Here is a 15529-nt window from a genome sequence, read left to right on the forward strand (position 1 = left end):
CTCGCTCTAAGCGAAGCTATGCCGCAGGCTTTACGCTACGCTATCGCTACCGCTGCGAAGCGCGTAATTAAGTTTTGTATCTAAATTAATACTAATAACCCCGGCTATACAGACAAAACCCACGGAGGTGGGTTTCAAAATCTTGATTTTCCGTGTTTTCCAAAGGAGGTGGACTAAGCTTTGTGTTGTAGCGAATTATATATTCGCCCAAAACTTTTCAAACTCTAAGAGACGAACGTTAGTTCAGTTTCCAAGTTGGGAAGAATGAGTTTGTTTAAACACCTCAAGCAAGAGGTAGCTTGCAAATGAATTCTGACTTTGAACCACCGCCTAAAAGCCTGTCTTTACTAGCTTCCGTAGGAGGAGTTATTACTGCTGTAGTTGCGATCATTAGTCTCAATTATTGGTCTAAGCAACTTTCTGTCACTTCTTCTGTAAAGAAACCTGAAGTTGCAAAACTCCAGACTGCTTCTTCACCCAAGGCGGCTGATACATTAGCAAAACTTGATGCTAAATCTATGGTTTTGCCAGGGACGCCAATTACTAGCAGTCAACTTATAGCTATTACTCCCTACATTGCTCCCCAAGTTGGAACCCTAACCCCAGAGGAAAAGCTAACTGCACGTCAAGCTTGGTCATATTTTAGGCGCAACTGGAACGAACAAACTGGCTTAGTTAATTCCGTCGATGGTTTTAGTTCCGTGACAATGTGGGATCAAGCAGCTGCGATCGCTGCTTTAGTTAGCGCCAAAGAGTTAGGTATCATATCCATAGCCGAATTTGATGCCAAACTCAGCCGGATGTTGAAAACTCTGGCATCAATGCCTCTGTATAAAAATGAACTACCCAATAAAGTCTATAACAGTAAAACTCTCATTCCTGTTAACTACGGTCAACTAGACAAACGTGAAGAAATTGGTTGGTCAGCTTTAGATTTGGGACGGATGGCAATCTGGCTGAAGATTGTAGAGGCAAAATATCCCCAGATGCGATCGCGCACTCAAGCCGTGTGGCAGCACTGGCGAGTAGAACGCCTCACCAAAAATGGGCAAATGTACGGTACTGCTGTTGTGCAAGGTAAAGAACAGTACAATCAAGAAGGCCGCTTAGGCTATGAAAATTATGCCGCCTATGGTTTGAAACTGTGGGGTTTAGATGTCAAGCAAGCCTTAAACTATCAATCGAATGCCGCATTTGTCAATCTCTACGGTCAAGGAGTTCCCTACGACAAGCGCGACTCTCAAAACTCTGGTGCAAATAACTATGTTCTTAGTGAACCCTACATACTCGACGGCATAGAAACAGGGTTTCAGGCTTTGCCAAAAGCTTATGCAGATAGAATTCTAGCTGCTCAAGCCGCTCGTTATCAAGCCACAAAACAATTAACTGCCCTCACCGAAGATAATCTAGATCGCGCTCCTTATTTCGTTTACAGCAGCTTGTTCGTCAACGGGCAACCTTGGGCGACGATCGCAGATACTGGAGAAAAACACAACAACTTGCGCTTTCTCAGTGCCAAAGCTGCGATCGGCTGGCATGTACTTTATAATACAGCTTACACGCGCTCTTTGTTTGATTTTGTGCAAACAAATCTCAAATCCGATCAAGGTTGGTACAACGGCTATTATGAGTCTTTGGGCGAGCCAAACAAAGCTCTAACCGCTAACAATAATGGAGTGATTTTAGAGAGCTTGTTATACAAACAAGTGGGACAACCGCTGATTGTTTGGGCCGGCATTAAGTAAAAGGGAACAACTTTGAACTGACACGGAGAAGGGAGGACACGGGGACGCGGAGATATTTTTGTATAAATTTTCCCTGTGTCTTCTCTGCGTTTTGGCGGTTCGTTAAAAAAAGTATAATTACGCAACATTCATGATTAAACGCTTTCAACAGAAACTCTGGAGATGGGTTGCATTGTTTTTAATTGGAACATTAACACAATTTTGGTTTTACATCCCATTGCCAGTGATGTCGCAGACTCCCAGTGTTGCTTGTTCTAACATTATATCTGCGTTGACAACAGAAGAACAAACCTATGCTCGTGCGGCTTGGCAATATTTTGTCAAAAATTATCAGCCTGCAACCGGATTTACTAACTCTACTGGTGGTTATCCTTCCGGTACACTCTGGGATATGGGTAATTATCTGATGGCGCTGAATGCAGCGCGATCGCTTAACTTAACCGATCAAGCCGACTTTGATGCTCGCCTTAATAAATTTTTAACGACCCTTAGCAGTTTGAAACTATTCGAGGATGCTTTACCAAATAAAGTCTATAACGCAGCTACCGGACAAATGGTGGATTATGGCAACAATCCAATCGAGCGTGGTATTGGTTGGTCAGCTTTAGATATTGGTCGAATGTTAGCTGCATTTGATGTGATTCGTACCTGCCATCCCCAATATAAAGATTGGCTACAAGGAATTGTCCAAAAGTGGCAAGTTGGGCGATCGCTTAAAGATGAACAACTCTATGGGGCTACAGTTCTACCAGATAATAAAACATTACTGGTGCAAGAAGGAAGACTCGGTTACGAAGAATATGCCGCTAGGGGATATGAACTTTGGGGTTACAAAGCACCCAAGGCGATCAATTTGCAGCCATTTAAGTTTGTTGAGATTAATGGTGTGCAAATTCCAGTAGATACCCGCGACTTCAAAAGCACTAACGCGAATAATTACGTCGTTAGCGAGTCTTATATCTTAGATGGGATTGAATTTGGCTTGCAAGGCGAGTTGGCTGATTATGCTGCTAGGGTGCTGGATGTGCAAAAGCGGCGTTATGATAGCACGGGTCAGTTAACTGCGGTGACAGAAGACAATATAGATAAAGAACCTTATTTTCTCTATAACACCGTCTACGCTAACGGCGAAAAATGGGCAACAATCACCGATACCAACCAACCTTACCCACAGTTACGCAGCGTTAGTACAAAAGCTGCTTTTGGCTGGCGTTATCTGTTCCCAGATAATGCTTATGCTCAAAAACTGTTTGATGCTGTCAAGGATCTCAAAAGTCCAGATGATGGTTACTACGCTGGGATTTACGAGCAAACAAAGCAACCCAATAAAGCCCTAACTGGTAACACCAACGGACTAATTTTAGAGATTTTATACTACAAAGCCAGAGGAAATCGCCCCTTAATTGCTTCTGCTTTTGTTAATACTGCCTCTTCAAAGCCAAATAGCAACACCTCTGCTAATTCCCAGTCTCCACTCCCCACCCCCAAAATCACAGAGGTCAGTGTCGCACCCATACCCCCAGTCAGCAGCAAACAAGCAACACCTAAAATTAAGTTAGCTCGACCTTTAACGATCATTGAACGGCGCTACGCAGAAGCAGCATGGCGTTACTTTCAAGCAAATTATCACTCCAACAATGGATTAATTGACGATCGCAGTGATTTGAAAGGTGCTACTTTGTGGGGATTGGGAGATTATCTCGCAGCTGTGAATGCCGCCAGAACACTCAATATTATTTCTGCAAAGGAATTTGACCAACGCACTCGCCATCTTTTAGGAGCCTTGACAAAGTTACCATTATTTGCTAAAGAGTTACCAAGTCGGGGTTATGATACGCGATCGCTCCAACCCATAGATTATGGTGGTAATACTGTTGCTGAGGGTACTGGCTGGTCATCTCTAGATATAGGACGGATATTGGCAGCGCTTTATAACTTAAAAAGCAATTATCCAGAATACACAAAAGCAGTTGATCAAGTTGTTTTGGATTGGTCATATCTGCGAGTTGTGCGCGAAGGTATTATTTCTAGTGCTGTTGTCACCAAAAATCAGGACGGACGCACACTTAGCCGTATAAACCCCGAAATTCGTTTGGGTTACGAGGAATATGCAGCCCGTGCATTTCAATTGTGGGGTTTTGATGTCGAACGCTCTGCTGTGGGGGGTGAATATCAAACCACTTTAGTAGAAGGTGTGCAAGTTCCAACCCAGCGCCGCCGTTTGGATACTAACTCTAAAGTCAACCAATACACCGTTAGCAATCCTTTCTTGCTTTATGGTTTAGAATTTGGTCTAGATCCAAAAATGCGATCGCTAGCATTACCAATTCTCCAAGCTCAAGCTAAACGCTATCAGCGCACAGGTACGCTTACCGCTTCAGGCACTACATTAATTGACCGTCAACCCTATACTGTCCACAGTACAATCGTTGGACGGGGAGAGCCTTGGGTAGCTTTAGGAGATGATAGCAAACCTGTACCAGATGGACGATTGGTGAGTACAGCTGTGGCTTTTGCCTATCATGCCCTACTGCCAGAAGATCAATACGCTCAAGAATTACTGCGGGCAACAACTGACCTCTATAACCCACTTGTCGGCTTTTATGAAGGCTTCTATGAGAAAAGCGGCAAAACAGCAGTTGGTTTCACTTGTAGCACAAATAGCATGATTCTGCAATCTTTACTGTATACAGTTACAAATCGCCAAGCCATAATTAGTCCAACCACTGCCACGAGCTCTCCTTGGTTTCAAGCAATAGCTAAGAAAGATTCTGGTCGAGGTTTACCTCATACTGCCACGCCAAAAGTCAAGTTGGTTTCTGATAGCTTTGGCAATTACTGGATTTCAGATAGGTGAAGTATCTCATACCTACACCTGTCAGATCTTCGCCAAATCCAACCCCTTGCTTGTTAACAATCAATTGAACTTGGGAATACTGGTTTATAGAGTATCCCTGTGAAGATGAGTTAAAGATTTTATCAGTCATCTTGACAGGGATAATTTATTGGGCGTTGCTGAATCAGAGTATGAAAACCCCCACACCCATTGTCAAGACAGTCGTCTCTCTTCCCCACTCCCCATTTTCAACATGACTTCTATTCCCATAACTAACAATTCATCAACTTTTTTAGGCAATAGCCGCTCAAAGCTCAAACAAAGAACATTACTTTTCCGCTATTTGGCAGAAATCAATTTAATTTTTGGTGCTTGGTACTTGCAATGGCGCATCACTCATTCCATTAACTTTGATGCGCTGTGGCTGTCTATTCCCTTGATGCTAGCAGAAATTTATAGCTATTTTGGCGGCGTGATGTTTGTCATTGGGCTGTGGCGTCCTTTAGTCCGAGAGGTTAAATCTCTCGATCAATTAACACCATCTATACCCAGTTCAGACTATCCCACTGTAGATGTTTTTGTGACTTGTTACAATGAGCCGCCAGAACTAATCGAACAAACAGCTAAAGCGGCTCTAGCAATAGATTATCCCGTGACAAAACTACGAGTTTATATACTGGATGATGGTAACTCAGCTGATATGCGCTCGATGGCAGAAAAACTCTGCATAGAGGATTTGCATTCACCACTATTACAACAAGAAGCTAATCGCATTGACGCAGAACGTTCTCATTTATATGAACATCTCCAGAAATTAGAAAAGCTAACACTTAATTCTCAAACAGCAGAACAATGGTTAGCAGAATCAAATCTTGATCAAACTGCTGCTGGATTCGTGCAAAATCTGCAAGAGTTGATTCTTTTGTTAAAATCTGATAGTTCTAAAGAAACGCTAAGCGATCGCCTCATTATCGAACGAACTTTATTAGAAACAGCTATCCATCAAAAAGAACAAGAATTAGTAGAAATCGCTCGTTTTCGCTACATTGCTCGTCCCAAAACGCCAGGTGTACCCCACCACGCCAAAGCAGGCAATATCAACTATGCGATTTTTTCAGGAGAAACATCGGGAGAATTTATTGTTACTGTCGATGCCGATCACATTCTCAAACCCCAATTTCTTAAACGAGTTCTGCCATATTTTTATACCTACAATATTGTCGCCGGAAAATATGAACAAAATCGCATTGCTTTTGTCCAGACTCGTCAAGACTTTTACAACCTTCCTCCCAGCGATCCTTTTGGACATCGAGCCAATTTATTTTATGGGCCGTTGCAACAAGGCAAAGATGGCATGAATGCGGCTTTTTACACAGGAACCAATGCAGTTTTACGACGTGAAGCGTTGGTTAGTGTCGGACTGCAAAATTTTTCTGATGAATATGCCAAAGATGAGAAACGTTTGGATGAATTTGATTTAGTTGGTGGTGTATCTAGCAACAGTATTACAGAAGATATGAATACAGCTATGCGTTTGCATAGTGCTGGTTGGAAATCTATTTATCATAATGAGAGTTTGGCAAAAGGTTTAGCACCTGAAGATTTAAGTTCGACTTTGAAACAGCGACTACGTTGGGCACAAGGTACTATTCAAGTGCTATTAAGAGAAAACCCACTTGCAAAACCAGGGCTATCTTTTTGGCAACGTTTGCACTATTTCAAAACGATGTACAGCTATTTTTCTGGTTTTGCAACTCTCATCTTTATTTGTTGCCCCATCATTTATTTTTTTACAGAAATAGTTCCTGTAAAAAGTTATGGCCCTGATTTTGCCATTCACTTCTTCCCAGCTTTTATTATTAATCGTTTGACATTTTTAGTTGCTACTTGGGGGATTTCGGCTAGTGAAGTTTGGCGTTCGGAACAATATGCGATCGCTTTATTTCCTTTGTTGATTCAAGCTGTGTGGAGTGTATTTTCAGGACGTTCAATCAAATTTCAGGTAACACCTAAACAACGCCAGTCAGGAATTTATTTTCGGCTAATTGTACCTCAATTAATTGTTTTTGTTCTGACTATTACCGGAATATTATGGACTCTAATTCGTTTGGCAACTGGTAATTTAAATGAACCTTGGGTTCACTTACTTAACAGCGCTTGGGCTATTTATAACTTATCCTTGTTGTGGGCTATTATTCATGCTGCTATTTGGCAACCATCTAGTAGGGAACAGGTATGAATTTGTGCTTAAAATTTATACCTCATTTACTTGCAATCTACTGTAAAGAGGATTTTTACACCTATGAATACTAATCTAGCTCAAAGAACTGTTCTCACAATTTATTCTCATGCTGACGACGAAGTATTACCCACTGCTGGTACTCTCAGCTTGATGTCTAAGGCGGGTTGGAATGTGCGTTGTCTAATTTTAACTGATGGTAGTCTTTCTAGTTCATCGCTTAAAGGTACACGTCATCAAGAAGCAGAAGCAGCGGGTAAAATTATCGGTGCAACTTATGAATTTTATGCTTTTGAAGAGTGTAATTTTGCCACACAAGCAGTCATCAAAGTGACTGAAGAAGCGATTAAACTTTATCAACCCGATTTGATTATTACTCACGCACCACAACCAGAAAAATATGGACATAGAGACCATGAAGTGTGTGCGATCGCAGTTTCTAATGTTGCTACTCGCAAGAACGTTTCTTTATGGTATTCAGCCCCACCGGTTTTTTTACGTGGGTTTGAACCAAACTTTTTTGTTGATATTACTTCAGTGATTGAGGAAAAAATTGCTGCTATTGATTGTTATGAATCAGAACAATCAAAAGCATTTATGCAACTCGATGCCATACTTGTGTTATCTCGCTTTTGGGCGCGGGAATTAGGACAAAAAGATGGATATTTTGAAGCTTTTGAAATTTCTCGCCACTGCGTTGACGGTAGTTTCTTTACGGCGATGTTAAATAGTCAAAAATTAGTACTAAGCTAGGTAATTTTTTTACAATCTATATTCTTAATTATCAAAAAAATCAGGTCTAAAACCGGACTTCGTCCAAAGTTTTTGGAGCGGGGTATAAATCCCCGTTACAAAAACGACCTGCGACCTGCGACCTGCGTTATCAACACGTCATAATTATGTAAAAAATCCCTTGCAGTTTCTATAAAGCCAATGCCACAATAGCAATGTCTAAACTACAATTAAAAACCAACATACCAAACTATGAGTCCTACTGTTAAAATCCTTGAACCTGCTGGAATTTTAGACGGAATTAGAGGTAATCAATTGCGTCGTGAAATTAGTGATATTGTAGCGGATGGAGTAGATATTTTGTTGATTGATTTGAAAGAGGTTAAATTTGTTGATAGTTCTGGTTTAGGTGCTTTAGTAGCATCAATGCAAACAGTACGAGCTGCTAATGCTCAATTATTTGTTTGTTCTGTTAGTGACCAAGTGAGAATGTTGTTTGAACTGACCAAGCTAGATAGAATATTTAAATTATTTGCTGATCAAGATGATTTTAAACGCCAGATACTTGCACAGCCAGAGAATATTAATAGCTACATTCAGTAAAATTAACTTTTAGCAAAGATAAATCGTCATTAAAGTTTGTTTTACCGTTTAAAGTCATAATATGGGCTAATACTTCGTTTAAATCACAGGTATTCGCCCGACTACAATTGATTAGTAAATCGATGAAAGCATCAATACTCCAAATCTTTCCATCTGGCTGATTAATTTCGTAAGCGCCATCACTAAAGATGTATAAATAACTGTTAGCTTCGACATCAAAAACAACTTCCTCAAAGTTGATATCAGGTAAAAAGCCAATTGGCAGATCTAGAGAACTTAATTGTTTCGCTTGGATAGTTGAAGATGTAGGAAATAGCAGCACCGCTGATGGATGTCCGGCGCTGGCGTAGGTAAGTTGACGTTGCTGACGGTTATACACTCCATACCAAATTGTGAAGTATTTATCACCATGATTATTCATCTGAAAAGCATTATTGAGTGCTTTCATAACTTCACTAGGTTGACAAAAGTTAGTATGGGGTAGAGATTGCGATCGCAAAACATTCAGTACAGATACAGACAACAAAGCTGAACCAACTCCATGTCCAGATACATCTAACAAATAAATTGCTAAATTATCATCATCTATCCAGTAATAGTCAAAGCTATCACCCCCTAACTGTGCTGAGGGAATAAATAGAGCTTCTGTAGTTACAGATCCTACCAATGGTGAAGGTAAAAGCGATCGCACATAATCGGATGCTTCTGTCAATTCTGCTTCTAAAATTTGCTTTTGAGTGTGCAAATTCTGATTTAATACTTCCAAAGCTTGTTTTTGAGTATGCAAATCCTGATTCAACTGATGTAACCTTAATCCGGCTCTTACACGTGCTTTTAATTCATTCATTTCAATTGGTTTAGAGACAAACTCATCCGCACCAGCGTCAAGTCCTCTAACTCTATCTTCTTCCTCCCCTTTGGCAGCTCCTCTAGCAGTCAGCAAAATGAAAAAAGTAGTTGCCATCTCTGGATCTGCTTTAATTTGCCGACATACTTCCAGTCCATCTAAGTTTGACATCATCCAATCGCAAATAATTAGAGCCGGATGTATTTTTTTTGCTTGAATAATGCCTTCCTCGCCATTGCTGGCTACAGTAGTATCATAACCTTGGTTTTGGAGTGTTCTTTTGAGTGCTACTCGCACAATTGGATCATCATCAATAATCAGGATTTTAAACATAAACTTTAACTAGATAATTGCAGGATAATTCAGAATACAACAGTCAGAATTCATGAGTGTAAAAATCTGACTTTTTGCTCATTGTAAGCTACTAAATTTTCAATTAGGCTCCGTGCTTAAACCCAATTACATATAGGACTCCGATTTGATTAATGACATTATCTGCGTAAGTCCTGGGAGTATAGCAATCCTAAATCATTCGTGAGAACTAAGATCCCCGACTTCTTAAAGAAGTCGGGGATCTGGACACCGCGAAGATTTCTGAAAAGTCAACAGTTAGCAGTTAACAATCAACACAATCACAAAGGTTTTAGTGTTTAAAAAGTGCATCAACAAATCTATCTCAAAATTAATACGGATCTGAACGATTTACCTCTAGTTTTATCGTGGTTCGAGCAGATAAATCAACCTCCTTTGTCTGATCCAACAATTTGGTGGCAATCTCAAACACTGCTGATAGAAGGTTTTACTAATATTGTGGAACATGCACACAAAGACCTACCACAAGAAACTCCTATCGAAATTCAAGTAGTTCGGTCAAGTGAAGATATAGAAATTCGCATTATATCTCAAGGAAAAGCATTTAATTTAGAGCATAAATTGCAAGAAATATCTGAATTTGAAGACAACGAACAAGAGCGGGGACGTGGTTTGAAAATTATGTCACTCTTAGCAGATAAATTGAGTTATGAAAACACCGCAAATGGTTGTTATTGTTTATTTATTAGTAAAAATATATAGGAATCTGACTTGATTCATGAAATTGTTTGCGTAGACAGGGAGTAGGGAGTAGGGAGTAGGGAGTAGGGAGTAGGGTAAGAGAGATTTTCAAGGTATACGGAGTTTTTTCACCAAATTAAATATGAGTCCTATAAAAGCTTAATGGCTTTTTGTGGAAGGGTGAGCCATCATTGGCAAGCTAATGCGCCTACATATTGCCCTATTTTCCGTGTAACCCTTTATTAGTCATTAGTCATTTGTATTTACCAAGGATAAAGGACAAAAGACAACCTCACCAGTTGATGTGCAATGTTTGTTTGCGTAACAGCTTATGATCATCAATTAGGCAGACATCAAACGCCGTTTCGGTTCAGGAATTGAACGCCCTAATTCTTGAGCAGTTTCTATCCATTCGTGCATAATAACTTCTATATTTTGCAGTGCTTCTTGATAAGTTTCACCATCAGCAGTACATCCCGGTAATTCTGAAACTTCAGCGATAAATGCTTGGTCTTCTTCACTCCAGTAGAGAATTATTTCATAATGAAGCATCGTCTTAATCTCCTAGCTGATACTTGAGAATTACTGCACGAACTTGTTTAACTTGATAGGCTTTGGCTTGAGAACCTTTAGGTTGTAGGTTAAGAATTTCTTCTATTCCCTCTTGGGTAAAAATATGGTGACTTCCACGAATACGTTCATCAAACCCTAAACTGCGTAAAAGTTGGCATAATTGGGTAAATGAAATGTCTGCATCAGATTCTTCAGTTTTCTTACTCGTAACTTTTTATTAAAAAAGTTTGAATATGCTTGACAAATTCTTCTAATTCTAGAATCAATTCAGATGAACCTCTACGCTCTGATTGATGAGCTAGTTGCTCTAATTTTTCAGCGGCTAAACGCATGGTAGTAGCACCGATGTTAGCACTAGCACCTTTGAGATGGTGAGCTTCGCGGCTAATTTGTAGAAAGTCACTTGTGGCGATCGCACTTTTAACTACTTCTAAACGAGGTTGAGTATCCTCAACGAATATCTGCAATAGTTCTAATTCAAATTCTGGGTTGTTTTCAGAAAGTTGATGCAAGTGTTGCCAATCAATTGCTAACTCAAGTGAATCAGTTTCTGTAGAAGAAATTACTGGTTGTGTTTTGAGTATTATACTTGCCCAATGATCTAAAACCTCTGCTAATTTCTCTTTTGCTACTGGCTTACTCAAATAGTCATCCATTCCGGCATCTAGACACATTTGTCTATCTTCTTTCATGGCATTAGCAGTCATTGCCACCACAACAGGGCGACGATGGTTAACAAAAGAGCTTTCTTGCAAACGATGAATTTCTTTTGTAGTATCCAAACCGTCTAAAATCGGCATCTGACAATCCATGAGAATTAAGTCATAAGGAATTTTTTCTAACAATTGCAAAACTTCTTGGCCATTGGCAGCAACATCAGCTTTGTAACCCAAGTTTTGTAGTTGTTTGAGAGCTACTTTTTGATTCACTAAATTATCTTCGGCTAGTAAAATTCTTAACTTAGGTTTAGTGGGATAATCGCAGTTTTTTGAGGAATTCACTGCTGATTCTGCTTGTTCTGGTTCAGGTTTGGTTCCTAAGATAATCATAATAATATCGAAAAGTTGAGACGGCTTCACGGGTTTAACCAAATAAGCAGCAAATCCGATTTTGAGTGCCCGTTGCACTTCATCCCGTTGATTAGTGGAGGTAAGCATAATTAAAGGTAGCTCAGCCATAACAGAATTAGCCTTAATTTGTTCTCCCAAGGTCATGCCATCTGTTTGGGGCATTTGCATGTCAATTAATGCCACATCATAGGCTCTGCCATGCTTGAGAGCGTCTTGAATCGCTTTTAGGGCTGAGGCGGCACTGTCAACTTCATCCACTTGCATTCCCCAATAAGTAGCCTGATGGCGGACAATTTTACGATTAGTAGCGTTATCATCCACTACTAATAAGCGTCTATTGATGAGAATCTGGCGATCGCTGATTGCACAAGCTGGCGCAACCGCAACGGCAAAAGGAATCTCAAACCAAAATGTAGATCCTTTGCCCATCTGACTTTGCACGCCAATTTCTCCTGCCATCAAGGTCACAAGTTGCTTGCAGATAGCTAAACCCAAACCAGTACCACCATATTTACGTGTAGTAGAAGCATCTACTTGAGTAAAAGGTGTAAAGAGTTTGCTTTGATCTTCAGGGGTAATACCAAGACCAGTATCTGTGATGGCAAAGTAAATAGTCGTGGTAGTCGCAGCGAGCGATCGCACATCCGCCTTAACTACCACTTCGCCAGCACTGGTGAATTTAATCGCGTTGCCAATCAAGTTCATGAGAATTTGTCGTAGGCGACTAGCATCACCTTGTAAGTGGGTGGGGATCTTGTGATCAATGAATGCGGCAATTTCCAATCCTTTTTTGTGAGCCTGGGGAGCTAGTAAGTCCAAAACATCCTCTACACAGGTAGACAAGTCAAAATTGAGAGTTTCTAGAGCCATTTCCCCAGCCTCAAGTTTAGATAGATCCAAAATTTCATTGATCAGGCTTAACAAAGCATCGCCGCTAATGCGGACTGTTTCAACAAAATCTCGCTGTTCTTGGTTGAGGGGAGTTTCTAATAACAGTCCAGTCATTCCCAACATGGCGTTCATTGGGGTACGGATTTCATGACTCATGTTTGCCAAAAAAGCACTTTTAGTTTGAGAAGCCAACTCGGCTTGACGATGAGCAATTTCTAATTCTTGTCGCTGATGCGTTTCTGCTTCTAATAGTTGGGCTTGGGCGATGGCAACGCCTACTTGGTCGGCTATTTGTCTTAAAAGGTGAGTTTCAGAACTAGACCAACAACGGGAACTACTGCACTGGTGAACAATCAGTAAACCACAGAGTTCTTCTTTAATGAGAATAGGCACAACTAAATTAGCTTTGACCCCAAACTGTTGTAATAATTCCACATGGCTTTGTTGAATTTCCAGCAGATCTAATTCAGTGCTGGCTGAAATGTTGCCTTGGCGATATTGCTGTAAACAGTATTGCTGTAGATATTCTGCTCGGAAGTAAGAATCGGTGATATTTTGTTGTTTGATTGCAGGCAAACCAGAAACTACTGCTTCTGTAACCACACTTTCACCGCCATTAGGAAAAAACTGATAGATTAACACCCGGTCAATCTGGAGAATTTTTTGCACTTCTGTAACGGTGGTTTGGAGAATTTCTTCAATTTGTAAAGATTGGCGAATCTTGAGGGTGATATCAGTAAATAATTGCGATCGCAAGCTTTGACGTTGAAGTTCCTCTTTGGCTTGCTGACGCTCGATAAATTGTCCCACTTGCTCACCTATCGAACTCATCATCCTGATTAAATCTTGGTTTGGTTGTTGGGTTTGGTGATTGAAGCAGGTAATCACGCCCAGGATGTTGTTACTACTAGGAACCGGAAAACCGAAAGCCCCACGCAGGCCAGCCGCCGCCGCAATTTTTCCTCTCAAAAATTTCGCATGATCAACGACATCACTAAACCAAACGGGTTGGTTGCTAGCCCAGACACAACCAGGTAAACCAATTCCCTGTGCAAAAGTCAGCTGCCGACTCTGTGCAACAAAATCTCCTACCTCAAGAGATGTTCGATGCCAAACATCAAAGCAACGTAGAACATTTGCTTGGCAATCCAGCATCCAAATTTCACTCAAATCCCATTCTAAACTCTCACAGAGTGCTTGCAAAATTTGCGGAGTTGCTTCGGCAATTGTGGAGGACTCAGCTAAGACGCGAGTGATGTTGTATTGTGTGAGTAAATGTTGTTCCGCTTGTTTGCGATCGCTAATGTCAATACCAGTACCAACGATATATTCCACTGCTCCTTGATCGTCTTGCAAAATGGCGTTTGACCAGGCAATTAGTCGCCGAGTTCCATCTTTGGTTAACCAATAGTTTTCGTAATTACTTGCACCTTGACCACCTTGTAGTTGCTTAAATACTGCTTTGATTGGTTCTACTTCTTCGGGAAGTAAAAACAGGTTCCAGAAATATCTACCTCTGACCTCATCAAATGAGTAACCTGTTGTTTGTTCACAGGCTTGATTAAAGCGGACGATTTGCCCTTGTGAGTCCAAAACGATTACCAAAGCGCTGGCTGTATGTAGAACTGCTGAGATAAAATTGCGCTCTTGGTGTAGTGATTCTTCTACTAATTTACGTTCTGTTACCTCACGATAAATCAGGTAGTAGACTGTGGCGAGGATGAGAAAACTTAAGCAAATTGCGATCGCTAATGTCAACAATGATTTATGAGCGCTGGCTCTTGCTGCTTGTGATTCTTGTTGCAGTTGTTGCTTTTGCTCCTTCTCTATTTTCAGCATCAACTGACGGATATCATCTATCAGATTCCTTTGTTGATTTGCTTGCATCGTCTGCAAGGCGACATTTAATCCCTGTTGTTGACGCAATTCAATAGCCTGCTGGAGTTGGATAAATTTTGCTGTAATCAACAGCCTTAAAGTTTCGATTTGCTGGTGTTGATAGCGGCTATCTGCTGCTAGGTTATTCAGTTCTTGAATTTCTGGATTAACGTTAATTCGTGCTTGTTGATACCGAGTCAAATCGGCTGCGTTCCCCGTCAGGATGTAACCGCGCTGGGCAGCTTCGGCATCATTCATTAACGATAGAAGTTCTTTGAAAGAGTTAATTTTTGCTTGGGTTTTTCTGACTTGGTTATTAGTATTAATTAAAACTTCGTAGTTATGGTATGAAACTGTGCCAATTAAAACTAAAATTGCTGATGCTAAAACAAAACCTCCGGCAATTTTTTTAAAGAATCGCTTGTGTACCTGATGTTTTTGTTGACTGTGATTAGTTGCAAGTACCAAAGAAGCTAAATTCCGTCGCAATTCCATCTGCTTGATGACTTGGCGACCTAAGATTCGTAACGCTTCTACCTGTTGTGGAGTTAGTTCTCGCGGTACGTAGTCAACGACGCAAAGTGTACCTAGAGCATGTCCTTCAGGATTTGTCAAGGGGACGCCAGCATAAAACCGGATATGGGGGTCAGAAGTTACGAATGGATTTGTGGCAAATCGGACATCTGCTGTGCTATCAGGCACAATAAACACATCATTTTGTAAAATAGCATGGGCGCAAAATGCGACATCGCGGGGAGTTTCTAGCGCCTCTATCCCAACTTTAGACTTGAACCATTGACGATTGCTATCAACTAAACTAACTAAAGCGATCGGAGTGCCGCAAATATACGAAGCTAAATGAGTAAGGTCATCAAAGCTTGCCTCAGAGGGCGTGTCAAGGATTTCATATTGTAAGAGTGCTGCGATTCTTTGTGCTTCATTATTAGGTAATGGTGCTTTCATCCTTGCGCCTTATATTTATCTGAAGTCAAAAAATTTATTGTTGTTTACCACTAACCACTTCATGAACCACTTTTGATAAAAAAGTGAGAGTAATTTCAC

General features: G+C 40.7%; 9 protein-coding genes. 6 read left to right on the forward strand and 3 right to left on the reverse strand.

The features are described from left to right. The first annotated feature begins 305 nt into the window (after window positions 1-305). The 5 genes from AC5JMF_RS01040 (at window position 306) to AC5JMF_RS01060 (ending at window position 8155) form a co-directional block, all read left to right on the forward strand. On the forward strand, window positions 306-1745 hold the full coding sequence (locus AC5JMF_RS01040; RefSeq protein WP_495793864.1) for a DUF3131 domain-containing protein: 1440 nt from the start codon (window positions 306-308) through the stop codon (window positions 1743-1745). 130 nt (window positions 1746-1875) lie between these two features. After that, the gene (locus tag AC5JMF_RS01045) at window positions 1876-4602 is read left to right on the forward strand and encodes a DUF3131 domain-containing protein (protein WP_495793865.1); all 2727 of its coding nucleotides are present in this window, start codon (window positions 1876-1878) and stop codon (window positions 4600-4602) included. A 232-nt stretch (window positions 4603-4834) separates the two neighbouring features. Next, a complete protein-coding gene (locus AC5JMF_RS01050; RefSeq protein WP_495793866.1) occupies window positions 4835-6820 on the forward strand; it encodes a glycosyltransferase in 1986 nt (661 codons plus the stop codon). A gap of 63 nt (window positions 6821-6883) precedes the next feature. After that, window positions 6884-7573, forward strand: coding sequence for a PIG-L deacetylase family protein (locus tag AC5JMF_RS01055; RefSeq protein WP_495793867.1), 690 nt, complete (start codon window positions 6884-6886; stop codon window positions 7571-7573). A 231-nt stretch (window positions 7574-7804) separates the two neighbouring features. Continuing rightward, window positions 7805-8155: an STAS domain-containing protein gene (locus AC5JMF_RS01060; protein WP_495793868.1), complete on the forward strand. Its 351-nt coding sequence runs from the start codon at window positions 7805-7807 to the stop codon at window positions 8153-8155. Here AC5JMF_RS01060 and AC5JMF_RS01065 read toward each other — a convergent pair. Next, complete coding sequence (locus AC5JMF_RS01065) at window positions 8136-9335, reverse strand: SpoIIE family protein phosphatase (RefSeq protein ID WP_495793869.1); 1200 nt, start codon at window positions 9333-9335, stop codon at window positions 8136-8138. The two genes, AC5JMF_RS01060 and AC5JMF_RS01065, sit on opposite strands and share 20 nt — an antisense overlap. Before the next feature lie 324 nt (window positions 9336-9659). Here AC5JMF_RS01065 and AC5JMF_RS01070 point away from each other — a divergent pair, with 324 nt between their 5' ends. After that, window positions 9660-10076, forward strand: coding sequence for an ATP-binding protein (locus AC5JMF_RS01070; RefSeq protein ID WP_495793870.1), 417 nt, complete (start codon window positions 9660-9662; stop codon window positions 10074-10076). 321 nt (window positions 10077-10397) lie between these two features. Here AC5JMF_RS01070 and AC5JMF_RS01075 read toward each other — a convergent pair whose 3' ends face one another. After that, window positions 10398-10607: a type II toxin-antitoxin system HicB family antitoxin gene (locus AC5JMF_RS01075; protein WP_495793871.1), complete on the reverse strand. Its 210-nt coding sequence runs from the start codon at window positions 10605-10607 to the stop codon at window positions 10398-10400. A gap of 221 nt (window positions 10608-10828) precedes the next feature. Beyond that, the gene (locus tag AC5JMF_RS01080) at window positions 10829-15430 is read right to left on the reverse strand and encodes a response regulator (protein ID WP_495793872.1); all 4602 of its coding nucleotides are present in this window, start codon (window positions 15428-15430) and stop codon (window positions 10829-10831) included. Between the last annotated feature and the right edge of the window lie 99 nt (window positions 15431-15529).

It is taken from the genome of Desmonostoc vinosum (assembly GCF_059505385.1).